This window comes from Methyloversatilis sp. MC4-4 (genome assembly GCF_049843555.1).
Classification (GTDB): Bacteria; Pseudomonadota; Gammaproteobacteria; order Burkholderiales; family Rhodocyclaceae; genus Methyloversatilis; species Methyloversatilis discipulorum_B.
This window is the reverse complement of record NZ_JBBHZK010000003.1, coordinates 576,835-601,484: the sequence shown is the minus strand read 5'-3', so window position 1 is coordinate 601,484 and position 24,650 is coordinate 576,835. Positions and strand designations below refer to the sequence as shown.

19 protein-coding genes are annotated in these 24,650 nt (G+C 65.6%); 13 read left to right on the top strand and 6 right to left on the bottom strand.

The window, feature by feature from the left end; translation table 11 throughout:
• Positions 1–88: 88 nt before the first annotated feature.
• Genes fae through lptM form a run of 4 tightly spaced genes read right to left on the bottom strand, consistent with a single transcriptional unit; the run spans position 89 to position 2,488 of the window.
• Complete coding sequence (fae, locus tag WDZ97_RS15785) at positions 89–625, bottom strand: formaldehyde-activating enzyme (RefSeq protein WP_019916488.1); 537 nt, start codon at positions 623–625, stop codon at positions 89–91.
• A gap of 47 nt (positions 626–672) precedes the next feature.
• The gene (locus WDZ97_RS15780; RefSeq protein ID WP_019916489.1) at positions 673–1,086 is read right to left on the bottom strand and encodes an RNA-binding S4 domain-containing protein; all 414 of its coding nucleotides are present in this window, start codon (positions 1,084–1,086) and stop codon (positions 673–675) included.
• Entirely contained in the window at positions 1,083–2,324 is a 1,242-nt protein-coding gene (lysA, locus tag WDZ97_RS15775) for a diaminopimelate decarboxylase (RefSeq protein WP_425763372.1), read from the bottom strand. Before lysA ends, WDZ97_RS15780 begins: the two co-directional genes overlap by 4 nt.
• Positions 2,321–2,488: an LPS translocon maturation chaperone LptM gene (lptM, locus tag WDZ97_RS15770; protein ID WP_019916491.1), complete on the bottom strand. Its 168-nt coding sequence runs from the start codon at positions 2,486–2,488 to the stop codon at positions 2,321–2,323. Before lptM ends, lysA begins: the two co-directional genes overlap by 4 nt.
• On the opposite strand from lptM, the gene cyaY reads away from it, so the two are divergent.
• Positions 2,463–2,825 (top strand): iron donor protein CyaY, encoded by a 363-nt coding sequence (gene cyaY, locus WDZ97_RS15765; protein ID WP_425763371.1) that lies wholly within the window; start codon positions 2,463–2,465, stop codon positions 2,823–2,825. The two genes, lptM and cyaY, sit on opposite strands and share 26 nt — an antisense overlap.
• On the opposite strand, the gene WDZ97_RS15760 is transcribed toward cyaY, so the two are convergent.
• Positions 2,785–5,238, bottom strand: a complete 2,454-nt coding sequence (locus WDZ97_RS15760) for a penicillin-binding protein 1A (protein WP_304006589.1) — start codon at positions 5,236–5,238, stop codon at positions 2,785–2,787. The two genes, cyaY and WDZ97_RS15760, sit on opposite strands and share 41 nt — an antisense overlap.
• 169 nt (positions 5,239–5,407) lie before the next feature.
• Between WDZ97_RS15760 and WDZ97_RS15755 the strand changes: the two genes are divergently transcribed.
• The 10 genes from WDZ97_RS15755 (at position 5,408) to WDZ97_RS15710 (ending at position 19,591) form a co-directional block, all read left to right on the top strand.
• A complete protein-coding gene (locus WDZ97_RS15755) occupies positions 5,408–6,487 on the top strand; it encodes a pilus assembly protein PilM (protein WP_024300771.1) in 1,080 nt (359 codons plus the stop codon).
• Positions 6,484–7,068 carry a PilN domain-containing protein gene (locus tag WDZ97_RS15750; RefSeq protein ID WP_304006592.1) on the top strand — a complete coding sequence of 195 codons (585 nt, stop codon included), beginning with the start codon at positions 6,484–6,486 and terminating at the stop codon, positions 7,066–7,068. The genes WDZ97_RS15755 and WDZ97_RS15750 overlap by 4 nt, the downstream gene beginning before the upstream one ends.
• The gene (locus tag WDZ97_RS15745; RefSeq protein ID WP_425763370.1) at positions 7,065–7,730 is read left to right on the top strand and encodes a type 4a pilus biogenesis protein PilO; all 666 of its coding nucleotides are present in this window, start codon (positions 7,065–7,067) and stop codon (positions 7,728–7,730) included. The genes WDZ97_RS15750 and WDZ97_RS15745 overlap by 4 nt, the downstream gene beginning before the upstream one ends.
• Positions 7,727–8,257, top strand: a complete 531-nt coding sequence (locus WDZ97_RS15740) for a pilus assembly protein PilP (protein ID WP_296813084.1) — start codon at positions 7,727–7,729, stop codon at positions 8,255–8,257. The genes WDZ97_RS15745 and WDZ97_RS15740 overlap by 4 nt, the downstream gene beginning before the upstream one ends.
• The gene (locus tag WDZ97_RS15735) at positions 8,254–10,374 is read left to right on the top strand and encodes a type IV pilus secretin PilQ (protein ID WP_304006599.1); all 2,121 of its coding nucleotides are present in this window, start codon (positions 8,254–8,256) and stop codon (positions 10,372–10,374) included. The genes WDZ97_RS15740 and WDZ97_RS15735 overlap by 4 nt, the downstream gene beginning before the upstream one ends.
• Positions 10,375–10,449: 75 nt before the next feature.
• On the top strand, positions 10,450–10,977 hold the full coding sequence (locus WDZ97_RS15730) for a shikimate kinase (protein WP_425763369.1): 528 nt from the start codon (positions 10,450–10,452) through the stop codon (positions 10,975–10,977).
• Entirely contained in the window at positions 10,965–12,053 is a 1,089-nt protein-coding gene (gene aroB / locus WDZ97_RS15725) for a 3-dehydroquinate synthase (RefSeq protein WP_425763368.1), read from the top strand. The genes WDZ97_RS15730 and aroB overlap by 13 nt, the downstream gene beginning before the upstream one ends.
• Entirely contained in the window at positions 12,046–13,167 is a 1,122-nt protein-coding gene (locus tag WDZ97_RS15720) for a deoxyguanosinetriphosphate triphosphohydrolase (RefSeq protein ID WP_425763367.1), read from the top strand. Before aroB ends, WDZ97_RS15720 begins: the two co-directional genes overlap by 8 nt.
• Before the next feature lie 272 nt (positions 13,168–13,439).
• On the top strand, positions 13,440–18,107 hold the full coding sequence (locus WDZ97_RS15715) for a glutamate synthase-related protein (protein ID WP_425763366.1): 4,668 nt from the start codon (positions 13,440–13,442) through the stop codon (positions 18,105–18,107).
• A gap of 17 nt (positions 18,108–18,124) precedes the next feature.
• A complete protein-coding gene (locus tag WDZ97_RS15710; protein WP_020166069.1) occupies positions 18,125–19,591 on the top strand; it encodes a glutamate synthase subunit beta in 1,467 nt (488 codons plus the stop codon).
• A gap of 912 nt (positions 19,592–20,503) precedes the next feature.
• On the opposite strand, the gene WDZ97_RS15705 is transcribed toward WDZ97_RS15710, so the two are convergent.
• On the bottom strand, positions 20,504–21,013 hold the full coding sequence (locus WDZ97_RS15705; protein WP_425763365.1) for a DUF4124 domain-containing protein: 510 nt from the start codon (positions 21,011–21,013) through the stop codon (positions 20,504–20,506).
• A 147-nt stretch (positions 21,014–21,160) separates the two neighbouring features.
• Here WDZ97_RS15705 and glmU point away from each other — a divergent pair, with 147 nt between their 5' ends.
• Positions 21,161–22,522, top strand: a complete 1,362-nt coding sequence (glmU, locus tag WDZ97_RS15700; RefSeq protein ID WP_304006619.1) for a bifunctional UDP-N-acetylglucosamine diphosphorylase/glucosamine-1-phosphate N-acetyltransferase GlmU — start codon at positions 21,161–21,163, stop codon at positions 22,520–22,522.
• A gap of 48 nt (positions 22,523–22,570) precedes the next feature.
• Positions 22,571–24,409, top strand: a complete 1,839-nt coding sequence (gene glmS, locus WDZ97_RS15695) for a glutamine--fructose-6-phosphate transaminase (isomerizing) (RefSeq protein ID WP_425763364.1) — start codon at positions 22,571–22,573, stop codon at positions 24,407–24,409.
• Positions 24,410–24,650: the final 241 nt, after the last annotated feature.

The window sequence follows — 24,650 nt, the reverse complement described above, 5'->3', positions numbered from 1 at the left end:
ACAAGGTCGTGTTGCCCTTCGTTTCGATTGCACAAAAACAAAAGCCCCTGCGGCTGGCAGGGGCTTTGGCTGTGGCTTTGCGCCGCAATCAGGCTTCCGGGTCGTACATGCAGTGCTTGATCTTGTGGCGGTTGGCGATCAGCTCGTCGATCGTCGGCTTGCCGGTCATCGCACGCTGTATCGCGATCTTGGTTGCTTCGTAATTGGTGCGGTACAGATCCTTCATGTCCAGGTTGGGGTCCTTGACCGCATTCGGGTCCAGCCACACCAGGTCGATGATGACCAGTTCGTCCACCAGTTCCTTCGGGATGATGCCTTCCGACACGCAGTCGACGACCGCGTCGGCGGTGGCGGACTGCACCACGCCGCCGAGCAGCTCGACGGTGCGCGAATTCTTGATCGTGACCTTGGGCACCATCATGGTGGCCGGCTTGGCCATCTGGTTGCAGTCGCGCACGGCCAGCATGCGGGTGTGACCGGCGGTCTGGCCCATCATCTGGGCGAAGGCCTGGCCGACCGGGCCGTCGATCGAGCCGATGACGATTTCCGGCATGGCGTCGGTGTATTGACCTTCCTTGGCGAAGACGGTGGCTTCACCGACCTTCATCACGATACGTTCGGACATGGTTCGATTCCTTTTGACAGTGTTCTCAATTCGTTGGCGCGCAAGGCTCAGCCGCCGCGAAGTTTAGCGCGCATGCGGTCGATTTCACGCCGCTGCGTCTTCGTCGGCCGTCCGTGCAGCATGTGTGACGGTTCCGGAGCAAGTCGGCGCCGTTCACGTTCCGCTTCGCGCCGCGCAATGCTGTCGGCGGTCTCTTCGTAAAGCTTGCGCGCCTCTTCGGCCGGGCCGCGTTTGCCGGACAGCGCCTGCACGATCACCGTGTAGCGCACTTCGCCGGTCTGGATGTCCAGCCGGTCGCCGATGCGTACCTCGCGCGACGGCTTGGCGCGCGCCTCGTTCAGCTGGATGCGGCCGGCGTCGATGGCGTCGGAGGCCAGCGTGCGCGTCTTGAAGAAGCGCGCCGCCCACAGCCACTTGTCGAGCCGCAGCCGTTCGCGCGCGGCGTCGTCCTCGTGGCTCACGGCAGCAGGCGTTCGCCGGCGTAGAGGTCGGCGATGCGCTCGCGCGCGCGGATCAGGTGCACCTTGTCGCCATCGACCATCACTTCGGCGGCGCGCGGCCGCGTGTTGTAGTTCGAGCTCATGGTCATGCCGTAGGCGCCGGCCGAGAAGATGGCGACCAGGTCTTCCGGTTCGACCGCCAGTTCGCGTGCGCGGCCGAGGAAGTCGCCGCTTTCGCACACCGGGCCGACCACGTCGTAGGTGTCCGCCTTGGCGCGCGGCCGCACTTCGGCGATGCGGTGAAAGGCGTCGTACAGCGCCGGGCGGGCGAGGTCGTTCATCGCCGCATCGATGATGGCGAAGTTGCGCTCCTCACCGCGCTTCAGGTACTCGATCTTGGACAGCAGTACGCCGGCGTTGCCGACCAGCGAGCGGCCGGGTTCGAGCAGCAGTCGCTCCTTGCGGCCGGCCAGCACCGCCAGCAGTGGCGCCAGGTAGTCGCGTGTCGCCGGTACGTCCTCGTCGTCGTAGCGAATGCCGAGGCCGCCGCCGAGGTCGAGGTGGCGCAGTTCGATGCCGTCGCGGTTCAGTGCTTCGGCCAGCGCGACCACCTTGGCGGCCGCTTCGGCCACCGGCGCCGGGTCCAGCAGCTGCGAGCCGATGTGGCAGGCGATGCCGCGGATCTCGAGCTGCGGCAGCTTCGCCGCGTCGAGGTAGATGCGGTGTGCGTCGGCGATGGGCACGCCGAACTTGTTGCACTTCAGGCCGGTGGAGATATAGGGGTGGGTCTTCGGGTCGACGTCCGGATTCACGCGCAGCGCGATCGGCGCGCGCTTGCCGAGGCTGCCGGCCACTTCGGCCAGTCGGTGCAGTTCGGCTTCCGATTCGACGTTGAAGCAGTAGATGCCGTGCGTCAGCGCGGCGCGCATTTCGTCGCGCGTCTTGCCGACGCCGGAGAACACCACCTTGCCCGGCTCGCCGCCCGCCGCGATCACGCGCGCCAGCTCGCCGCCGGACACGATGTCGAAGCCGGTGCCCAGCCGCGCGAACACATTCATGATGGCCAGGTTGGAATTCGACTTCACCGCGTAGCACAGCATGGCGTCGCGGCCGGACAATGCTTCGGCGTAGGCAGCGTGCGCCTCGGTCAGCGCCGCACGGCTGTATACGAAGGTGGGCGTGCCGTACTCGGCGGCAATGCGCTCGAGTGCGACGCCTTCGGCGTACAGCGCGCCGTCGCGGGTTTCGAAATGCTTCATTGCTTGTCGGCCTTGTTAGTATCTTGCGGAGCAGGTGCGGGCGCGGGCTTCGCGGCCGCCGGCTGGGCGCCCTGCTTGGGCGGCAGCGTCAACGGTCCCTTGGTGCCGCAGGCAGCGAGCGTCAGGGTCAGTGCGGCGATGCGCACGAGCGGGCTGGAAAACATGTCGGATGGCCGGAATATGAACGAGAGTGAATTTAACAAATTGGCCGATGCGACGCTGGCTGCAATCGAGCAGGCCATCGAGCACAGCGGCGCCGGAATCGACTACGAACTGCAGGCCGGCGGCGTGCTGGAACTGGAGTTCGAAGACGGTTCCAAAATGGTGATCAACCGGCACGGCGTCGCGCAGGAAATCTGGGTGGCGGCGCGGTCCGGCGGCTTCCACTTCCGTGCCGACGGGGACCGATGGATAGGCACGCGCGACGGCAAGGAACTGATTCAGGCACTGGAAGAACTGCTCAGCCAGCAGGCAGGCGAGCCGGTGAAGCTGCGCGGCTGAGGGTTTCCGGCACCGTCAGCCGCGACTCGCTCGGTACGATGTGGCCGGTCGGCGAGCGCGGCGGCGTCGGAATCGGTGCCGGCGACTGCGGTGGCGGGCCGGGCTGCAACTCGCCCTCCGAAGCCGGCGTTTCCGGCTCTTCCGGCAGCGACTCGGGCGGCGGTGGCAGGTGTTCCTGGTACATCAGGTCGGTGCGCGGGTTGCCCTTGCTGTCCTCGCCGGCATCGATGCTGATCAGACCGTCGGGCAGCGGCAGCCGCTGTTCGGGCACGTCCTTCAGTGCGTGGCGCATGTAATCCACCCACATCGGCAGCGCTGCCGAACCACCGGTTTCGCCACGACCCAGGGTGCGCGGGTTGTCGAAACCTATCCAGGCGACCGTGACGCGCGAGGGCTGGTAGCCGCAGAACCAGGCGTCGAGATAGTCGTTGGTGGTGCCCGTCTTGCCGGCGAGGTCGCCGCGCTTGAGGGCCAGCGCGCGGGTGGCGGTTCCGCGGCGCACGACGTCCTGCATCATGCTGTCCATCAAGTAGGCGTTGCGCGCGTCGATGACGCGCAAACCCTCGTCGCCAGCCTTGCGCGGCGTGAAGCGCGCCAGCACGCGTCCCTCGCTGTCGGTGATCTCGCTCACCACGTAGGGCTCGACCCGGTAGCCGCCGTTGGCGAACACGGCATAGGCGGACGCCATCTGCCACGGGGTGACCGACCCGGCGCCGAGCGCCATCGTCAGGTAGGGCGGGTGGCGCGCGGCATCGAATCCGAAGCGTGAAACGTAGTCCTGCGCGTAACGCGGGCCGATCGAGCGCAGCATGCGGATCGACACCATGTTCTTCGACTTCGCCAGTGCGGTGCGCAGCGAGATCGGGCCGTCGTACTTGCCGTCGTAGTTCTTCGGCTGCCAGCTCTGGCTGCCGGTTTCGCCGGCCGACACCACCAGTGGCGTGTCCTCTTCCACGGTGGCCGGCCCGTAACCCTTCTCCAGCGCCGCCGAGTAGATGAAGGGCTTGAACGCCGAGCCCGGCTGACGCCAGCCCTGAGTGACGTGGTTGAACTTGCTGCGATTGAAGTCGAAACCGCCGACCAGTGCGCGCACAGCGCCGTCGTCGCTGTCGATGGCGACCAGCGCCGCCTCGACCTCGGGCATCTGCGCCAGCGTCCAGCCGAGCTTGGCGTCCTGCATCACGCGCACGACCGCGCCGCGCCGCAGCTTGCGGGCCGGCGGCGCCTTGTCGTCCAGCATCGCCTTGGCGAACTTGATCGCGTCCGCGCCCAGGTTGAGCACTTCGCCGCCGCGCTTGTAGACCTTCACCGCGGTCGGACTGGCAGCGAGCACCACCGCAGCGTGCAGGCCCACCGCGTCCGGCACGTCCTGCAGCAGATCGTCGAGCAGTTCGTCGTCGTCGGCGCCGACCGCCTTCATGTCGACGAAGGATTCCGCGCCGCGATAGCCGTGCCGGCGGTCGTAGTCGAATACGCCCTTGCGGACGGCCTCGATCGCGGCGTCCTGGTCGGCGCGCCGTATCGTCGTGACCACGCGCAGGCCGATCGAGTAGGCGTTCTCGCCGAAGCGCTCGACCGCCATCTGGCGCGCCATTTCGGCAACGAAATCCGCCGGCTTCGGCCCGCTGGCGGTGCTGCCGCTGTCGCGACGCACGACCAGCTCTTCCTCGACCGCGCGAGCGCGCGTCGCTTCGTCGATGTAGCCCAGCTCCTGCATGCGCCGCAGCACGTAGGACTGGCGCAGTGCTGCGCGCTTCGGGTTCACCACCGGGTTGTACTTGGAAGGCGCTTTCGGCAGGCCGGCGAGCATCGCTGCTTCGGCGACGCTAATGTCCTTCAGGTTTTTGCCGAAATAGGCTCTGGAAGCGGCAGCAAAACCGTAGGCGCGCTGACCGAGATAGATCTGGTTGATGTAGAGCTGGAGTATCTGGTCTTTTGTCAGGCTGTTCTCGATTTTGAACGCCATCAGGGCTTCATAGACTTTCCGGCGCAGGGTGCGTTCGCTCGACAGGAAGAAGTTGCGCGCCACCTGCATGGTGATGGTGCTGGCGCCCTGGCTGCGTCCGCCGCTGGTCAGATTGGCGAGTGCGGCGCGGGCAATGCCCATGTAGTCGATGCCCGAGTGCTGGTAGAAGCGCTCGTCCTCGGCGGCAATGATGGCGTGCTTGAGCGCATCCGGCACCTGCTCGATCGGCACGACCGAGCGGCGTTCTTCGCCGAATTCGCCGATCAGCTGCCCGTCGGCGTTGTAGACGCGGAGCGGGATCTTCGGCCGGTAGTCGGTCAGGATGTCCAGCGACGGCAGCTGCGGGTAGGCGAGCAGTACGACGATCAGCGCGAGGGCCGCGCCGATCAGTGCGAGGCCGGTGAGGGCGGTCAACGGGTAGAGCAGCCAGCGGAATTTGGAGAGCAAGACGATGGGTTTCCGGAGGGGGTTTGAGGCCGAAAGTATAGCCGGCCGACCGTGTGAAGCTTCTCGTTACGCCTACCCAAAATTTGTTTACTTGTCGATACCTTGCTGCTAGCATCTTAATGTAATTTGTGCGTATTGGGCCTAATTCACTGTCTTAAAAGGAAAAAGCTTGGCTTTCGACCTGTCGGTATTTAACCCGGGAGCGCGTCCCCTGATGGGGCTTGACGTGTCGTCCTCGGCGGTCAAGCTGGTCGAGCTGTCCCGGACAGCGAAGGGCGAGCACCGCATCGAGCGCTACGCCATCGAGAACCTCCCGCGCGATTCGGTGGTGGATGGCAACATCGCCAAGCTCGAAGACGTCGCCGACGCCGTGCGTCGGGCGTGGAAGCGCATGGGCACGTCGACGCGCAATGTCGCGCTGGCCTTGCCGGCTGCGGCCGTCATCACGAAAAAGATCATCGTTCCGGCCAATCAGCGCGAGCAGGAGCTCGAAGTGCTGGTGGAGTCGGAAGCCAATCAGTACATCCCCTTTCAGCTCGACGAGGTGAATCTCGATTTCCAGGTCGTCGGCCCGGCGCCCGGCAATCCGGACGAGGTCGAGGTGCTGATCGCCGCCTCGCGCAAGGAAAAGGTCGAGGACCGCGTCGCGGTGGCTGAAGCAGCAGGGTTGCGCGCCGTCGTGGTCGACGTCGAGTCCTACGCGGCACAGGCCGCATTCGAACTGGTCGAGAAGCAGCTGCCGGACGGCGGCAAGGACACCAACATCGTGCTGGTCGACGTCGGCGCCAACGTGATGAACGTGATCATCCTGCGCAATGACCAGCCGGTGTATTCCCGCGAGCAGGCATTCGGCGGCTACCAGCTGACGCAGGACATCATGCGCAACTACGGCATGAGCCCGGAAGAGGCCGAAGCCGCAAAGCGCACCAACACGCTGCCGGAGAATTACGAGAACGACCTGCTGCGCCCCTTCATGGACAACCTTGCGCTCGAGGTGTCGCGCGCGCTGCAGTTCTTCTTCACCTCGACGCAGTACAACAGCGTCGACCATATCGTGCTGGCCGGCGGGTGCTCGGTGATCCCCGGTCTGGACGAGGTGGTTGCCAACCGCACCCAGGTCGAAACCCGTATCGCGAACCCCTTTGTCGACATGCAGCTGTCGCAGACGGTCACCGCCAAGCGACTCAGTCAGGACGCACCTTCGCTGCTGGTGGCCTGCGGTCTCGCGCTCAGGAGGTTCGACGCATGATACGCATCAACCTTCTTCCCCATCGCGAGGAGAAGCGCAAGGCGCGGCGCCAGCAGTTCTATGCGCTGACCGGCCTGACGCTGGTGCTCGGCGGACTCATCGTGGCGCTCGGCAACGGCATCATCAGCGGTTACGTGTCGGCCCAGGACGAGAAGAACGCCTTCCTGAAGACCGAAATCGCTGCGCTCGACAAGTCGATCGACGAGATCAAGCGGCTGCGCGAGCAGACCGACGCGCTGTTGCAGCGCAAGCGGGTGATCGAGTCGCTGCAGGGCAACCGGTCGGAGGCGGTCGGCCTGTTCAACGAACTCGCGAAGAACGTGCCGGAAGGCGTCTATATCAAGAAGGTTTCGCAGCAGGCGAACAAGATCAATCTGGTCGGGTACGCGCAATCGAACGCGCGGGTGTCCAGCCTGATGCGGAATCTGGAATCGTCGCCGCTGCTCGAGCGCCCGACCCTCATCGAAATCAAGGGCGCCACCGTCGACAAGCGCCGCATGAACGAATTCAGCCTTGATCTGTTCATCACGCGCGCAGTGGACGAGGCCGACAGCAAGACGACGAAGGGGCGCAAGACATGAAGCAGATCCAGATGCCCCAGGTCGATTTCACGCGCATCGCTGACGATTTCAAGAATCTCGACCCGAAGGACGTCGGCAACTGGGCCACCGCGCCGAAGGCTGCGGTCCTGCTGGGTGTCCTGGTCGCAACGCTGGCCGCGGGCTGGTGGTTCCTGTGGGATCCGCTGCGCGTCGAGCTCGAACAGAAGCGACTCGAGGAACAGACGCTGAAGGACGAGTGGCTCAACAAGAAGCGTCAGGCGGTGAATCTCGAGCAGTACCAGCAGCAGCTGGCCGACATCGACAAGTCCTTCGGTGCGCTGCTCAAGCAGCTGCCGAACAAGGCCGAGATGGAATCGCTGCTGGTCGATATCAGTCAGGCCGGTCTGAGCCGTGGCCTGCAGTTCGAAACCTGGAAGCCGGGTGGCGAAGCGGTCAAGGATTTCTACGCCGAGATGCCGATCACCATCCGCGTCACCGGCGGCTATCACGACCTCGGCAACTTTGCTGGCGACGTCGCCAAGCTCTCGCGCATCGTGACCCTGGGTTCGATCGTCATTGATTCAAGCAAGGACGGCCTGAAGATGGATGCCGTGGCGACCACCTACCGTTATCTCGACGACGAAGAGATTGCCCGAATCAAGAAGGCAAAGGCCGACAAGGCCAAGGGGGCCAATAAATGAAGCGCCTCCTGACGATGCTGGCGGCCAGTCTGGCGCTGGCGGGCTGCGGTAGCGAAGACCATGAAGACCTGCGCTCGTGGATGGAAGAGAACACCCAAGGCCTGAAGGGGCAGGTGAAGCCGCTGCCGGAAATCAAGCCGTCGATCATCGTTGCCTACGAAGCGGGCAATCTGCTCGATCCGTTCAGCGTGCAGAAGATCGAGCCGGAGCGGAAGAAGGGCGGCGGTGGCGGCGGGGGCATCACGCCTGACCTCGACCGGCGCAAGGAGCCGCTGGAGCAGTACCCGCTCGACACGCTGGCGATGGTCGGTCTGCTCGAACAGGGGCGGGTCACCTACGCGCTGATCAAGGCGGACACGACCTTGCATCGCGTGCGCAGCGGCAATTACATGGGTCAGAACTTCGGTGTCATCACGTCGATATCCGGCGATGGCATCACCTTGAAGGAAATCGTTCAGGACGCGGACGGCGAATGGGTCGAACGTACCAGTACGCTCCAGTTGCAGGAGCAGGAGGCAAAGAAATGAATTTCGTCCGCAAACTCGCCGGCCTGCTGTGCGCGCTCGCCGTCGCTTCGATACCGGCACTTGCCGTTGCACAGGCTCAGCCGAACAGCATCGAGTCCATCCTGGTGTCGCAGCAGGGCGGGGAGGTACTGGTCAAGGTGACGACCAAGTCGGAACTGGCCACGGTGCCCGCCAACTTCAGCGTCGCGTCGCCCGCGCGCATCGCCTTCGATTTCCCGTCGACTGGCAACGCGCTCGGCCGCTCGTCCCAGACCTTGAACGAAGCGCATCTGCGCAGCTTCAACATCGTCGAGGTCGGTGACCGCACGCGACTGGTGCTCAACCTCAACAAGCTGTCCACGTTCAATACCCGGCTGTCCGGGCGCGACCTGTACATCAGCCTGGCGATGCCGACGAATGCCGAAGCGGTCGCCCAATCTGACAAGACGTCCCGATTCGCCGAGCCGAGCGCGAACGAGGGCACGCAGACCTTGCGCAACGTCGGCTTCCGTCGCGGCAAGGACGGTGAAGGTCGCGTCGTGGTCGAACTGTCGGATCCGAACACCGGCATCGACATCCGCCAGCAGGGAACGAAGCTGGTGGTCGAATTCCTGCGCGCCTCGGTGGCCGAAGAGTTCCTGAAGCGTTACGACGTGACCGACTTCGGCACCCCGATCACGCAGATGGAAGTCGTGCGCTCGGGTGCCAACACCCGCCTCACGGTCACCCCGACCGGTCTGTGGGAGCACAACGCCTACCAGAGCGAGAATCAGTTCATCCTCGAGGTGAAGCGTCTGGTCGAGGATCCGAACAAGCTGGTTCAGGGCAGCAAGCCGGGCTACCAGGGCGAGAAACTGTCGCTGAACTTCCAGAACATCGACGTGCGTTCGGTGCTGCAGGTGATCGCGGACTTCACCGACAACAACATCATCACCTCCGACACGGTCGGTGGTTCGCTCACGCTGCGACTGAAGGACGTCCCCTGGGACCAGGCTCTCGACATCATTCTCGACGCCAAGGGACTGGACAAGCGCAAGACGGGCAACGTCATCTGGATCGCACCGCGCGACGAGCTGACGGCGAAGGAAAAGCTGGCGCTCGAAAGCCAGCAGCAGGTGAGCGAGCTCGAGCCGCTGCGCACTGAAACCTTCCAGCTGAACTATCACAAGGCTGAAGTCCTGTACAAATCCATCCTCGACGACAAGGACAAGCGCTTCCTGTCCAAGCGTGGGTCGATCGTGATGGACACGCGCACCAACAAGCTCATCGTGACCGACATTCCGTCGCGACTCGAAGACATCCGCCGCATCCTGATCGAGCTCGACGTGGCGACCCGTCAGGTCCTGATCGAAGCGCGTATCGTCGAAGCGAACGAGGATTTCGCGAAGAACCTCGGCGCACGTCTCGGTATCAACCAGACGGCCGCAGGTTCGGTGCAGCTGGGTCGCGCCGGCCTCAACATCGGCGGATCGGCTGCGGCGACCGGTTTCCAGACCGGCCAGGTGCAGACCCAGCCGAACTTCCTGACGGATTCGTTGAGCACGAACCTGCGTGCAAACAACATCACGCCGCGTACGCCGGGCCAACTGTCCTTCGTGCTGTTCAATTCGGCGGCGACCCGTTTCCTGAACCTCGAGCTGTCGGCACTCGAACAGGACGGCAAGGGCAAGGTGATTTCCAGCCCGCGCGTCATGACCTCCGACCAGAACGAGGCGCTGATCGAGCAGGGTGTTGAAATTCCGTACCAGCAGGCAACCAGTTCGGGCGCGACCAGCGTGTCCTTCCGCAAGGCCAACCTCAAGCTGCAGGTGAAGCCGCAGATCACCCCGGACGGTCGGGTGCAGATGGCGCTCGACATCAACAAGGACACGCCGAACACCCAGCTCTCGACCGGCTCTGGCGTGGCCATCGACACCAAGCACGTCAAGACCGACGTACTGGTCGAGAACGGCGGCACGGTGGTCATCGGCGGTATCTACACGCAGGACGAGCGCCGCACGCAGACCCGGGTGCCTTTCCTCGGCGATCTGCCTTACGTCGGCTTCCTGTTCCGCAGCACGGAAACCCGCGACAACCGCGCCGAACTGCTCATCTTCGTCACGCCGCGCATCGTCAGCGACAACCTGACTCTGCGCTGAGCGAGCTCATCGACTTGGCACCAGGCGGCCCCGGCGACGGGGCCGCTTTCTTTTTGCGCTGCTAGAATCCGGCCGGTGGAACATAGCGACAACATTATTCTGGTCGGCATGATGGGCGCCGGCAAAACGACCGTCGGCCGTCAGCTCGCGCGCAGGCTGCGCAAGCGCTTCGTCGACTGCGATCACGAGATCGAGGCGCGTACCGGCGTCAGCATTCCGACCATCTTCGAGATCGAGGGCGAAGCCGGCTTTCGCCGGCGCGAGGCTGCGACCATCGAAGCGCTTGCGCACGAAACCGGGCTGGTGCTGGCCACCGGCGGCGGTGCGGTGCTCGATCCGATGAATCGGCAGAATCTGAAGGCCGGTGGCTGGGTGGTCTATCTCGACGTGCCGCCCGACGTGCTGTGGTCGCGCACCCGCGGCGACCGCAACCGGCCGCTGCTGCAGGTCGACGATCCGCGCGCCCGGGTGCGCGAACTTCATGGCCTGCGCGACCCTCTGTACCGTGAGGTCGCCGATTTCATCGCCGAAAGCGGCCAGGGCAGTCCGCTGTCCATCGTGCGGAAACTTGAACGGGAATACCTGAACCGATGCGCAGCCTGAACGTGGCGCTCGACGAGCGCGCCTACGACATCCATATCGGTCGTGGTCTGATAGACCGTGGCGATCTGTTCGCGTCGGTACTGAAGCGCAAGCGCGCTGTGGTCATCAGCAACGAAATCGTCGCGCCGCTGTACGCCGCGCGCGTACTCGACGCTCTGGACTCGGTCGGCGTTGCCCGCCAGCTGGTCGTGCTGCCTGACGGCGAGGCACACAAGGACTGGCCGACGCTGAACCTCATTTTCGACGCGCTGCTCGGTGCCCGCGTCGAGCGCTCGACCACGCTGATCGCGCTCGGCGGCGGCGTCATCGGCGACATGGTCGGCTTTGCGGCCGCCACCTACCAGCGCGGCGTGCCCTTCATCCAGGTGCCGACCACGCTGCTGTCCCAGGTCGATTCGTCGGTCGGCGGCAAGACCGCGATCAACCATCCGCTCGGCAAGAACATGATCGGCGCCTTCTACCAGCCCAAACTGGTGCTGGCCGACATCGATACGCTGGACACCTTGCCCGACCGCGAACTGAAGGCCGGGCTGGCCGAAGTGATCAAGTACGGTCTGATCCGCGATCGCGAGTTCTTCGACTGGCTCGAAATCAACATGCCGCGCCTGCTGGCGCGCGACACCGAAGCGCTGGCCTTCGCCATCGAGCGGTCCTGCCGCAACAAGGCCGAGGTGGTGATCGAGGACGAGACCGAAGCCGGCGTGCGCGCCCACCTCAACCTCGGCCACACCTTCGGCCACGCGATCGAGACCGGTCTCGGCTACGGCGAGTGGCTGCACGGCGAGGCAGTTGCGGCCGGCACGCTGATGGCGGCCGAACTGTCGCGCCGGCTCGGCTGGCTGACCGATGACGACGTCGCGCGCATCCACCGCATCCACGAATCCGCCGGTCTGGCGCTGCGCGGACCGAAGCTGGGCGTAGAGCGCTACCTCGAACTGATGTCGCACGACAAGAAGGTCGAGGCCGGAAAGTTGCGCCTGGTGCTGCTCAAGCGCATCGGCGAGGCCGTCGTGTATGGCGATGCTGCGGTGGCCGACATTGCCGCGTCCATCGAGCACTGCTGCGCAGATGCCTGAGCTCGCACCCTACGCAGCCTGCGACGACAATTCGCGCGGACGCCGTTTCCCGGAAGATTCGCCGCACGGGCGCAGCCAGTTCCAGCGCGACCGCGATCGCATCGTGCACAGCACCGCCTTCCGGCGGCTCGAATACAAGACCCAGGTGTTCGTCAATCACGAAGGCGACCTGTTCCGCACCCGGCTCACGCACAGCATCGAGGTCGCGCAGATCGCGCGCTCGATCGCCCGCGCCCTGCGGGTGAATGAAGATCTGGCCGAGGCGGTGTCGATTGCCCATGACCTCGGCCACACGCCTTTCGGCCACGCCGGTCAGGACGCGCTGAACGAATGCATGCGCGACTACGGCGGTTTCGAGCACAACCTGCAGAGTCTGCGCACGGTCGATCTGCTAGAGGAACGCTACGGCGCCTTCGACGGCCTGAACCTCACCTTCGAAACGCGCGAGGGCATCCTCAAGCACTGTTCGCCAGCGCGCGCGCGCGAACTGGGCGAACTGGGCCAGCGCTTCCTCGACCGTACGCAGCCGACCATCGAGGCGCAGATCTGCAATCTGGCTGACGAAATCGCCTACAACAATCACGACGTCGACGACGGCCTGCGCTCCGGCCTGATCACGCTGGAACAGCTGGAGGAGGTGCCGATCTTCGCCCGCTTCCGGCGCGAAGTGGTCGATCTGTACCCGCAGATCGCGGGCCGGCGCCTGATCCACGAAGCGATCCGCCGCATGATAAATGCGCAAGTGATTGATCTGGTGGGGGAAACGTCCGGCCGCATCAAGGCCGTCGCGCCGCGTTCTATCGATGACGTGCGCGCCGGCCCGGTGCTGGTGGCCTACAGCGAAACGATGCGGGCCGAGCAGCTCAAGCTCAAGCAGTTCCTGCGCGACAACCTGTACCGTCACTATCAGGTGCTGCGCATGACCGCCAAGGCGCGCCGCATCATTGCCGAGCTGTTCGGCGCCTTCATGGACGATCCGCGCCTGCTGCCGCCGCAATACCAGCTCATGGCCCGCGACGACAAGCCGCGTGCCATCGCCGACTACATTGCCGGCATGACCGACCGTTACGCGATGCGCGAGCATCGCCGCCTGTTCGCGGTCGGCGAGATCTGACCCCGTCGGTCGGCGCTGTTTGATGCGCCGCCGCACGGGTGTTGTACGCAGCGGATCAAGGTTTTATACTCCGTCGTCCACCCCCAAAGTGCCTGTGCCGGTCTCACCGACGAGTCGGCGAGGCCACCCGAGCCGGTGCCCGCCAAATCCCCTTCAGAGGATGACCGCGGAAACCGGCTTTTTCGTGGATGCGGCGGTGCGAATTCCCGCAGTGGCGAGCGATCAGAGCGATGCCGCGCGCGGTTGGCAAACGAGTTTCGAGGACGAAAGCAATGGGTCTTCCCCATACTCAGGGTCTGTACGACCCCGAAAACGAGCGTGATGCATGTGGTGTGGGTTTCGTTGCGAACATCAAGAATCGCAAATCGCACGACATCATCGAACAGGGTCTGCTGATCCTGAAGAACCTCGATCACCGTGGCGCAACCGGTTACGACCCGCTGCTCGGCGATGGCGCCGGCATTCTGATCCAGATGCCCGATGCGCTGATGCGCGCCGAGGCCGCGAAGATCGGCATCACGCTGCCGCCCGCCGGCGATTACGCCTGTGGCACCGTTTTCCTGCCGCAATCGGCCAATGGCTGTGCCGCCTGTGAGTCGGTCGTAGCGCGCATCATCCACGAAGAAGGCCTCTCCTTCCTCGGCTGGCGCGACGTTCCGCGCGACAGCAGCATCCTGGCCGAAGCCGCGCGAGCGATCGAGCCGCAGATGCGTCAGGTGTTCATCGCCCGCCCCGATTCCGTGGCCGACCAGACCGCCTTCGAACGCAAGCTGTTCGTCGTGCGCAAGCGTGTCGAGCACGCAGTGCGCGCGCTGAAGCTGGCCGACGTGAAGCAGTTCTACATTCCGTCGCTGTCCTCGCGCACCCTTGTATATAAGGGCATGCTGCTGGCGCACCAGGTCGGCGAGTACTTCCTCGACCTGCAGGACGCGCGCGCCCAGTCCGCGCTGGCGCTGGTACACCAGCGCTTCTCGACCAACACCTTCCCGACCTGGGATCTGGCGCACCCCTTCCGCATGATTGCCCACAACGGTGAAATCAACACCGTGCGCGGCAACATCAACTGGATGAAGGCGCGTCAGAAGTCGATGAAGTCGGCCGCCCTCGGCGACGATCTCGACAAGCTGTGGCCGCTCATCGTCGAAGGCGGCTCCGATTCGGCCTCGTTCGACAACGCGCTCGAACTGCTGGTGATGGGCGGCTACTCGCTGGCCCACGCCATGATGATGCTGATCCCCGAAGCCTGGGCCGGCAATCCGCTGATGGACGAAGAGCGTCGCGCCTTCTACGAATTCCACGCCGCCATCATGGAGCCGTGGGACGGCCCCGCCGCCGTGGCCTTCACCGACGGCCGTCAGATCGGCGCCACGCTGGACCGCAATGGCCTGCGCCCGGCGCGCTTCCTGGTCACCGACGACGACATGGTCGTGATGGCCTCCGAAATGGGCGTGCTGCCGATTCCGGACGAGCGCATCGTGCAGAAGTGGCGTCTGCAGCCGGGCAAGATGTTCATGATCGACCTCGAAAAGGGCGCGATCATCGAGGACGCCGCCCTCAAACACGAGCTGTCCACCGAGTATCCGTACGACAAGTGGATCACCGATTCGCGTTTCTTCCTGACCGAACTGGAAGAGATCAAGTACGCCACCGAGCGCAGCGAAACCCTGCTCGATACGCAGCAGGCCTTCGGCTACACGCAGGAAGACATCAAGTTCATCCTGGCGCCGATGGCGGCCGGCGGCGAAGAAGCCATCGGCTCGATGGGTAACGACTCCGCGCTGCCGGTGCTGTCGGACAAGAACAAGCCGCTGTATTCCTACTTCAAGCAGCTGTTCGCCCAGGTCACGAACCCGCCGATCGACCCGATCCGCGAAGAGATCGTGATGTCGCTCGCCTCCTTCATCGGCCCGCGTCCCAACCTGATGGGTGTGGCCGACAACGAGGACGGCCTGACGCCGCGCCTGGAAGTCACCCAGCCGGTGCTCACCAACGAAGACGTGCTGCGCCTGCGCGACATCGAGCGTCTGACCGGTGGCAAGTACCGCTCGCTGGTACTCGACATCACCTACCCGGCGGCTGACGGCGCCGCGGCCTGCGAAGGGGCGATCAAGCGCCTGCAGGAAGCGGCCGAGAAGTCGGTGGCCGACGGTTTCAACATCGTCATCCTGTCCGACCGTGCCGCCTCGCGCGAGCGCGTCGCCATCCCGGCGCTGCTGGCCACGTCGGCCGTGCATCACCACCTGGTGCGCAAGGGCCTGCGCACGCTGACCGGCCTCGTCATCGATACCGGTTCGGCGCGTGAAACCCATCATTTCGCGCTGCTTGCCGGTTACGGCGCCGAAGCGATCTGTCCGTGGCTGGCTTTCGACACCATCGCCGAAATTTCCAACGAGCTGCCGTCCGGTCTGTCGACCAAGGACGCATCGAAGCGCTTCATCAAGGCGGTGGGCAAGGGCCTGAACAAGGTCATGTCCAAGATGGGCATCTCGACCTACCAGTCGTACAGCGGCGCGCAGATCTTCGAAGCGATCGGTCTCAACTCGGCCTTCGTCGCCCGCTACTTCACCGGCACCGCCACCCAGGTCGAAGGCATCGGCCTGCAGGAAGTGGCCGAAGAGGCGCTGCGCACGCACGCCCAGGCCTTCGGCAACGACCCGGTGCTGGCCAATGCGCTCGATGCCGGCGGCGAATACGCCTTCCGCATCCGCGGCGAAGAGCACATGTGGACGCCGGACGCGATCGCCAAGCTGCAGCACTCGACGCGTACCAATAAGTACGACACGTACAAGGAATACGCCCGCATCATCAACGACCAGACCAAGCGTCACATGACGCTGCGCGGTCTGTTCGACATCAAGCCGGCGGGCGCACCGGTGCCGCTGTCCGAAGTCGAGCCGGCGACCGAAATCGTCAAGCGCTTCGCCACTGGTGCGATGTCGCTCGGCTCGATCTCGACCGAAGCGCACACCACGCTGGCCATCGCGATGAACCGCATCGGCGGCAAGTCGAACACCGGCGAGGGCGGTGAAGACCCGATCCGCTTCAACCCGGTGACCGAAGACACCACGCTCGACAAGCTGATCGGCTCGTCGCGCGTCGAAGTCGCGCTGCCGCTGAAGAAGGGCGATTCGCTGCGCTCGAAGATCAAGCAGGTCGCGTCCGGCCGGTTCGGCGTCACCGCCGAGTACCTGGCCAACTCCGACCAGATCCAGATCAAGATGGCCCAGGGCGCCAAGCCGGGCGAAGGCGGTCAGCTGCCCGGCCACAAGGTGTCGGAATACATCGGCTTCCTGCGCCACTCGGTGCCGGGCGTCGGTCTGATTTCGCCGCCGCCGCACCACGACATCTACTCGATCGAGGATCTGGCCCAGCTGATCCACGACCTGAAGAACTCGAATCCGACGGCGTCGATCTCGGTCAAGCTGGTGTCGGAAATCGGTGTCGGTACCGTGGCCGCCGGCGTGTCCAAGGCCAAGGCCGACCACCTGGTGATCGCCGGCCATGACGGCGGCACCGGTGCCAGCCCGATTTCGTCGATCAAGCACTGCGGTACGCCGTGGGAACTCGGCCTGGCCGAAACCCAGCAGACCCTGGTGCTGAACCGCCTGCGCGGCCGCATCCGCGTGCAGGCCGACGGTCAGATGAAGACCGGCCGCGACGTGCTGATCGGCGCGCTGCTCGGCGCCGACGAATTCGGCTTCGCCACCGCACCGCTGGTGGTCGAGGGCTGCATCATGATGCGCAAGTGCCACCTCAACACCTGCCCGGTCGGCGTCGCCACCCAGGATCCGGTGCTGCGCAAGAAATTCACCGGCCAGCCGGAACACGTGGTCAATTACTTCTTCTTCGTCGCCGAAGAAGTGCGCGAACTGATGGCCTCGATGGGCGTGCGCAAGTTCGACGATCTGGTCGGCCGCTCCGACCTGCTCGACACCCGCGCCGGCATCGAACACTGGAAGGCGCGCGGCCTCGACTTCTCGCGCATCTTCTACATGCCGCCGGTTCCGGCCGAAGTGTCGCGCGTGCACAGTGAAACGCAGGACCACGGCATCGACCGCGCGCTCGACCACAGCCTGATCGCCAAGGCGAAGGACGCCATCGAAACCGGCAAGCCGGTCGTCGTCGAATCGCCGATCACCAATGTGAACCGCACCGCCGGCACCATGCTGTCGCACGAAGTGGCGCGCCGCTACGGCCACAAGGGTCTGCCTGACAACACCATCATGGTGAAGCTCAGCGGCACCGCAGGCCAGAGCTTCGGCGCCTTCATCGCGCGCGGCATCACGCTGGAACTGACCGGCCAGGGCAACGACTACGTCGCCAAGGGCCTGTCCGGCGGCCGCATCGTGATCAAGCCGTCGGACGCTTTCCGCGGCGCATCGGAAAAGAACATCATCGTCGGCAACACCGTGCTCTACGGTGCGACCGAAGGCGAGTGCTACTTCCGCGGCGTTGCCGGCGAGCGTTTCGCCGTGCGCAACTCGGGCGCCATCGCGGTGGTCGAGGGTACCGGTGACCACGGCTGCGAATACATGACCGGCGGTACCGTGGTCGTGCTCGGCCAGACCGGCCGCAACTTCGCTGCCGGCATGTCGGGCGGCGTCGCCTACGTCTATGACGAGGACGGCAGCTTCGCCAAGCGCTGCAACATGTCGATGGTCGAACTGGATGTGATCAGCGGTGACCTGGCTGACGAGTCGGACGACGACATCATCGGCGAGGCGGCGATCAACCACCTGACGATGAGCGACGAAGCCATTCTGCGTCGCCTGATCGCGCGTCACGCCGCCTTCTCGGGCTCGAAGCGTGCCGCCGACATCCTCGCCGACTGGGCGAATGCCCGTGGCAAGTTCGTCAAGGTGATGCCGGTCGAGTATCGCCGCGCGCTGCGTGAAATGGCTGCCAAGGCGGATGCGCCTGCTGCAGCGATGGCCAAGTAACAGGAAAAGAATCGAACATGGGAAAGTCCACCGGTTTTCTTGAGTACCAGCGTCTGTCCGAAGCTTCGCTGCCGGTCGCCGAGCGCGTGCGCAACTACAAGGAGTTCGTGCTCCACCTGAGCGACGAGGAAGCGAAGATCCAGGGTGCGCGCTGCATGGACTGCGGCATCCCGTTCTGCAACAGCGGCTGCCCGGTCAACAACATCATCCCCGACTTCAACGACCTGGTTTATCGCCAGGACTGGAAGCAGGCGATCGAGGTGCTGCACTCGACCAACAACTTCCCGGAATTCACCGGCCGCATCTGTCCGGCGCCGTGCGAAGCCGCCTGTACGCTGAACATCAACAGCGACGCGGTGGGCATCAAGTCGATCGAGCACGCCATCATCGACAAGGCTTGGGAGAACGGCTGGGTGGTGCCGCAACCGCCGGCGACGAAGACCGGCAAGAAGGTCGCGGTCGTCGGTTCCGGCCCGGCCGGCATGGCCGCCGCGCAGCAACTGGCGCGTGCCGGTCACGACGTGACCGTGTTCGAGAAGAACAGCCGCGTCGGCGGTCTGCTGCGCTACGGCATCCCCGACTTCAAGATGGAAAAGTCGCACATCGACCGCCGCATCGCACAGATGGAAGCCGAAGGCGTGACCTTCCGCACCGGCGTGCAGGTCGGCCCGCTGCCCGAAGGTTCGCCGGTGCACAGCGATGCCGCGACCGTGGTCAGCCCCGAGCAGCTGAAGGCCGAGTTCGACGCCGTCATCCTCGCCGGTGGCGCGGAACAGCCGCGCGACCTGCCGGTGCCGGGCCGCGAACTGGCCGGCGTGCATTTCGCGATGGACTTCCTGCCGCTGCAGAACCGCGTCGTTGCCGGCGACACCGTGCCCGACCAGATCATGGCCACCGGCAAGCACGTGGTCGTGATCGGCGGCGGCGACACCGGTTCCGACTGCGTCGGCACCTCGAACCGTCACGGCGCGGCCAGCGTCATCCAGTTCGAACTGATGCCGCAGCCGCCGGAGTCGGAGAACAAGCCGCTGGTATGGCCCTACTGGCCGATCAAGCTGCGCACCTCGTCCAGCCACGAAGAAGGCTGCGAGCGTGACTGGGCGATCGCCACCAAGGAATTCATCGGCGAGAACGGCAAGGTCACCCAGGTCAAGACCGTGCGCGTCGAGTGGAAGGACGGCCGCATGCAGGAAGTGGCCGGCACCGAGCAACTGCTGAAGGCCGACCTCGTGCTGCTCGCGATGGGCTTCGTCAGCCCGGCTGGCAGCATCATCGAGAGCTTCGGCGTCGAGAAGGACGGCCGTGGCAACGCCCGCGCCACCACCGACGGTGAAGGCTGCTACGCCACCAACGTGCCCAAGGTATTCGCCGCCGGCGACATGCGCCGCGGACAATCGCTGGTGGTGTGGGCGATCAGAGAAGGGCGCCAATGCGCCCGCGAAGTTGATCAGTTCCTGATGGGCAGTACCACGCTTCCGCGTTAAGTCTCCCTCAGCCCTCGCGAACGCCCTTCGGGGAGTGGGGAACGCCGGCCAACTGGCCGGCGTTGGCGCGAGGGCCGCAATCGCGAGCAAGCTCGCTCCCACAAATGCCCGGCTCGGGCCGCGGATCAGGCGCCTCTCTTGTAGGAGCGGCCTTGGCCGCGACGCAGCCGCTGCGGTCCGCCGGCCTCAATCCAGGCCGCTGTCGGGGTCAGAAGACCCCTCCCAAGAACCCCGGCTCCGGATCGGGCCGCGGATCAGGCGCCTCCCTTGTAGGAGCGGCCTTGGCCGCGACGCAGCTGCAACAAGTCCGCCGGCTCCGATTCAGGCCGCTGTCGGGGTCAGAAGACCCTTCCCACCGAACCCCGGCTCCGGCTCGGGCCGCGGGTCAGGCGCCTCTCTTGTAGGAGCGGCCTTGGCCGCGACGCGACCGCAACAAGTCCATCGGCTTCGATTCAGGCCGCTGTCGGGGTCAGAAGACCCCTCCCACAGAACCCCGGCTCCGGCTCGGGCCGCGGGTCAGGCGCCTCCCTTGTAGGAGCGGCCTTGGCCGCGACGCGACCGCAACAAGTCCATCGGCTTCGATTCAGGCCGCTGTCGGGGTCAGAAGACCCCTCCCACAGAACCCTGATTCCGCCTCGGGCCGCAGGTCTGGCGCCCCCCTGTGGGAGCGGCCTTGGCCGCGACACGGCCGCTGCGGTCCGCCGGCTTCGATACAGGCTGCCGTCGGGGTCAAGACCCCTCCCACAGAACCCCGCCCGGGCTCCGGCTGCGAATCGGGCGCCTCCCCTGTGGGAGCGGCCTTGGCCGCGACGCCGCCGTTGCAGTCCGCGGGCTTCGATGCAGGCTGCTGTCGGGGTCAAGACCCCTCCCACAGAGCCCCGCCCACTCGCCGGCGACCGCTCAAGCGCCCACCTACGGCAACTTTCGCATCAGCACTGGCGGCTCCGGGGGCGGTGCGGGCGGACGGGCTATCGGCGGGTAGAGGGGAGGGTGGCGACGGATGATGCGCGGCGGCACGCCGTACAGGGGCTCCTCGAGCAGAACCGGATCGTCGCAATCCACCCGCCGCTGTTCCAGGCAGCGTCGGCGCGCTTCCGCCATCGCCGCCTCCTGCCGCGCGGCGCTCTCTCGCGCGGCCGACGCACGTTCCCGCTGCAATGCCGATTCGACTTCGCGCTGCACCGCGTCGCGGTCTGCCACGCCACCTGTCGGGGCTGGCGGCGTCGCGGCACGGGCAGGGGGCGGCGAGCCGGTCACGGTGAGCGGATCGATCGTGCGCACCGGCGTCGATTTGCGCCCCTCGGGCGGTGCGTCGCCGTAATTCACGACGCCGCGTTCATCGACCCAGCGGTGCACCGTGTCTCCCGCGAACGACGTCACGGGCAGCATGCACATTGCGGCGTAAAGGGCGACGGCTTTCATGTCGTAGACCTCCCGGTTGAATTGTTAAATCTATGGCAACGCACACGTCGGCAGGTTGCAAACACGCGGTGGGCGAGAACTGCTGCGCAGCAGGCCGTCGTACCCCGAATGCTAGAATCCACGCGGTTTTCCGCCATATGGTGTCCGATGCAGATCGTCATTCTGGCAGCCGGCCAAGGCAAGCGCATGCGCTCCGCCCTGCCCAAGGTGCTGCAACCCCTGTCTGACCGCCCGCTGCTCGGGCATGTGCTGCGCACCGCAGCGTCCCTGAACCCGTCGCACACCTGCGTGGTGTACGGCCACGGTGGCGACGCAGTGCGCGCGGCCTTCCCTGATGTCGCGGTGGACTGGGCGCTGCAGGCCGAACAGCTCGGCACCGGTCACGCCGTCCGCCAGGCGCTGCCGCACCTGTCGCGCGACGAGCCGGTGCTCATACTTTACGGCGACGTGCCGCTGCTGCGTGCCGACACCCTGGTCAAGCTGGCCGAAGCGGCCGGCAACGACAAGCTCGCCATCCTCACCGTCAGCTTCGACGACCCGACCGGCTACGGCCGCATCGTGCGCGACGGCGAAGGCCGCATCGTGCGCATCGTCGAGCAGAAGGATGCCTCCGAGGCCGAGCGCGCCATCCGCGAAGTGAACACCGGCATCATGGTCGTGCCCGGCGGCAAGCTCGCCGGCTGGCTCGACCAGCTGTCGAACGACAACGCCCAGCGCGAGTACTACCTGACCGACGTGGTTGCCGCCGCCGTGCGCGACGGCGTGCCGGTGGTGAGCACGCAGCCTGCGCGTGTGTCGGAAACGCTGGGCGTGAACGACAAGGCGCAACTGGCCGAACTCGAACGCATCCACCAGCGCGAGAACGCCGAGCGCCTGCTGGCCGAGGGCGTCACGCTGCGCGACCCGGCACGCATCGACGTACGCGGTGAGCTGGTGTGCGGCCGTGACGTCGAGATCGACATCGGCTGCATCTTCGAAGGCCGCGTCGAACTGGGCGACGGCGTCAAGGTGGGCGCGCACTCGGTGCTGCGCAACGTCACCGTCGCCGCCGGCACCGTCATCGCCCCCTTCTGCCATTTCGACGACGCCGTGGTCGGCGCCGGCTGCCAGCTCGGCCCCTACGCGCGTCTGCGTCCCGGCGCGAACCTGGCGGAAGACGTGCACATCGGTAACTTCGTCGAGGTGAAGAACAGCGACATCGCCGCCCATAGCAAGGCCAACCACCTTGCCTACGTCGGCGACGCCACCGTGGGCAGCCGCGTGAACATCGGCGCCGGCACCATCTGCTGCAACTACGACGGCGCCAACAAATTCCGCACCATCATCGAAGACGACGTGTTCATTGGCTCCGACACCCAGCTGGTTGCGCCGGTCACCGTCGGCCGTGGCGCCACGCTGGGCGCCGGCACCACGCTGACACAGGACGCACCGCCGGGCGAGCTCACCATCTCGCGCGTGCGCCAGACCACCATCACCGGCTGGACCCGGCCGGTGAAGAAAAAGAAATGACCGGGCAGTAACCGACACACAACGCATCGCAACGGCAAAGGATTTCCCATGTGTGGCATCGTCGCGGCCATCGCCGGCCAGAACATCGTTCCCGTCCTGCTCGAAGGGCTGCGCAAGCTCGAATACCGGGGCTATGACTCGGCCGGCCTCGCCGTGCTGAATGGCGCAAACGGCACCGAGCTGCGCCGCCTGCGCTCGGTCGGCCGCGTGGCCGAACTGGCTACCCAGGCCAGCGAACAGAATCTCGACGCGTCGATCGGCATCGCCCACACCCGCTGGGCCACGCACGGCGTGCCGTCCGAGCGCAATGCGCACCCGCACATCAGCGACGGTCTGGCCGTCGTGCACAACGGCATCATCGAGAACTTCGAGCCGCTGCGCGCCCGCCTCACCGGCCTGGGCTACACCTTCACCTCGGAAACCGACACCGAAGTGATCGCCCATCTGGTGCGCCACCATCTCAAGAGCAACGCGGACCTGCTCGACGCCGTGCGCGCCACCTGCGGTGAACTGGTCGGCGCCTACGCCATCGCCATCGTCACCGAAGGCGAAGACTCGCGCATCGTCGTCGCCCGCCACGGTTCGCCGCTGGTGCTGGGCCAGTCGGATTCCGGCAACTACGCCGCCTCCGACACCTCGGCGCTGCTGCAGGTCACGCGCAACATGATCTACCTCGAAGACGGCGACATGGCCGAACTCACCCGCGACTCGATGCGCATCATGCGGCTCGACGGCACGCCGGTCGAACGCCCGGTGCAGGTGAGCCAGCTGTCGGCTGACGCGGTCGAACTGGGCAGCTACCGCCACTACATGCAGAAAGAGATTTTCGAGCAGCCGGCTGCGCTGTCGAACACGCTCGAAATGCTGGCGCAGGCGCGCTCGATCACGCCCAACCTGTTCGGCGCCGAAGCCGACAGCGTGTTCCGCTCGGTGCGCCGCGTGCTCGTGCTCGCCTGCGGCACCAGCTTCCACGCCGGCCTGGTCGCCCGCTACTGGCTGGAAGACATCGCTGGCATCGAATGCTCGGTCGAGATCGCCAGCGAGTACCGCTACCGCCGCCCGGTGGCCGACCCCGACACGCTGGTCGTCACCATTTCGCAGTCCGGCGAAACCGCCGACACACTGGCAGCGCTGAAGTACGCCAAGTCGCTCGGCATGACCCGCACGCTGGCCATCTGCAACGTACCGGAATCCGCGATCGTGCGCGAATCCAGCCTGCGTTTCATCACCCGCGCCGGCCCGGAAATCGGCGTCGCCTCGACCAAGGCCTACACCACCCAGCTCGCCGCGCTCGCGCTGCTCACGCTGGCCATGGCCAAGACCCGCGGCACGCTCAGCGTCGCGCAGGAAGAGAAATACCTCGGCGCGCTGCGCCACCTGCCGGGCGCGGTCACCCGCGTGCTCGAGCTGGAGCCGCAGATCCAGGCCTGGGCCGAACGCTTCGCCATGAAGCACCACGCTCTCTTCCTTGGCCGCGGCCAGCACTACCCGATCGCGCTCGAAGGCGCGCTCAAGCTCAAGGAAATTTCCTACATCCACGCCGAAGCCTACCCGGCCGGCGAACTGAAGCACGGCCCGCTGGCGCTGGTCGACCGCGACATGCCGGTCATCGCCATCGCCCCGAACGACGCGCTGATCGAAAAGCTCAAGAGCAACATCCAGGAAGTCCGCGCCCGCGGCGGCGAGCTCTACGTCATCGCTGACGCCGGCACCGAAATGGTCGAAGGCGAGGGCGTGCACATCCTGAACATGCCGGAGAACTACGGCCTGCTGTCACCGGTGCTGCACGTCGTGCCGCTGCAACTGCTGGCTTATCACGCCGCGCTGGTGAAGGGCACCGATGTGGACAAGCCGCGGAATCTGGCGAAGAGCGTGACGGTGGAGTGAGGGCCGGCGGCGCGTTCAGCAGCGGATGATGGTGTGGCGATGAACGAAACTGATCGCTCTGGTGAATGCGACAGGGAAGGCAAAGCCCCCCGTGATGGTCTGCGCGCGGTCGAGAACTGGTTGGTACGGCAGGTCGGGCCTGCGTATGACGCGCTTAAGGCAGACCCCTCGCGTGCAGTGACGGCCGGAGCGTTGAAAGCACGATTGGCTGCGGAATACGCGAAGGTGCGATAAGCCACCG

Bases quoted from the DNA above. Each gene is read 5' to 3' on its own strand.
- WDZ97_RS15715 (WP_425763366.1), top strand. From the start codon at position 13,440: ATGGGTCTTCCCCATACTCAGGGTCTGTACGACCCCGAAAACGAGCGT.
- WDZ97_RS15705 (WP_425763365.1), bottom strand. From the start codon at position 21,013: ATGAAAGCCGTCGCCCTTTACGCCGCAATGTGCATGCTGCCCGTGACG.
- WDZ97_RS15740 (WP_296813084.1), top strand. From the start codon at position 7,727: ATGAAGCGCCTCCTGACGATGCTGGCGGCCAGTCTGGCGCTGGCGGGC.
- lysA (WP_425763372.1), bottom strand. From the start codon at position 2,324: ATGAAGCATTTCGAAACCCGCGACGGCGCGCTGTACGCCGAAGGCGTC.
- WDZ97_RS15750 (WP_304006592.1), top strand. From the start codon at position 6,484: ATGATACGCATCAACCTTCTTCCCCATCGCGAGGAGAAGCGCAAGGCG.
- glmU (WP_304006619.1), top strand. From the start codon at position 21,161: ATGCAGATCGTCATTCTGGCAGCCGGCCAAGGCAAGCGCATGCGCTCC.
- WDZ97_RS15720 (WP_425763367.1), top strand. From the start codon at position 12,046: ATGCCTGAGCTCGCACCCTACGCAGCCTGCGACGACAATTCGCGCGGA.
- glmS (WP_425763364.1), top strand. From the start codon at position 22,571: ATGTGTGGCATCGTCGCGGCCATCGCCGGCCAGAACATCGTTCCCGTC.
- cyaY (WP_425763371.1), top strand. From the start codon at position 2,463: ATGCGCACGAGCGGGCTGGAAAACATGTCGGATGGCCGGAATATGAAC.
- fae (WP_019916488.1), bottom strand. From the start codon at position 625: ATGTCCGAACGTATCGTGATGAAGGTCGGTGAAGCCACCGTCTTCGCC.
- aroB (WP_425763368.1), top strand. From the start codon at position 10,965: ATGCGCAGCCTGAACGTGGCGCTCGACGAGCGCGCCTACGACATCCAT.
- WDZ97_RS15735 (WP_304006599.1), top strand. From the start codon at position 8,254: ATGAATTTCGTCCGCAAACTCGCCGGCCTGCTGTGCGCGCTCGCCGTC.
- WDZ97_RS15710 (WP_020166069.1), top strand. From the start codon at position 18,125: ATGGGAAAGTCCACCGGTTTTCTTGAGTACCAGCGTCTGTCCGAAGCT.
- WDZ97_RS15745 (WP_425763370.1), top strand. From the start codon at position 7,065: ATGAAGCAGATCCAGATGCCCCAGGTCGATTTCACGCGCATCGCTGAC.
- lptM (WP_019916491.1), bottom strand. From the start codon at position 2,488: ATGTTTTCCAGCCCGCTCGTGCGCATCGCCGCACTGACCCTGACGCTC.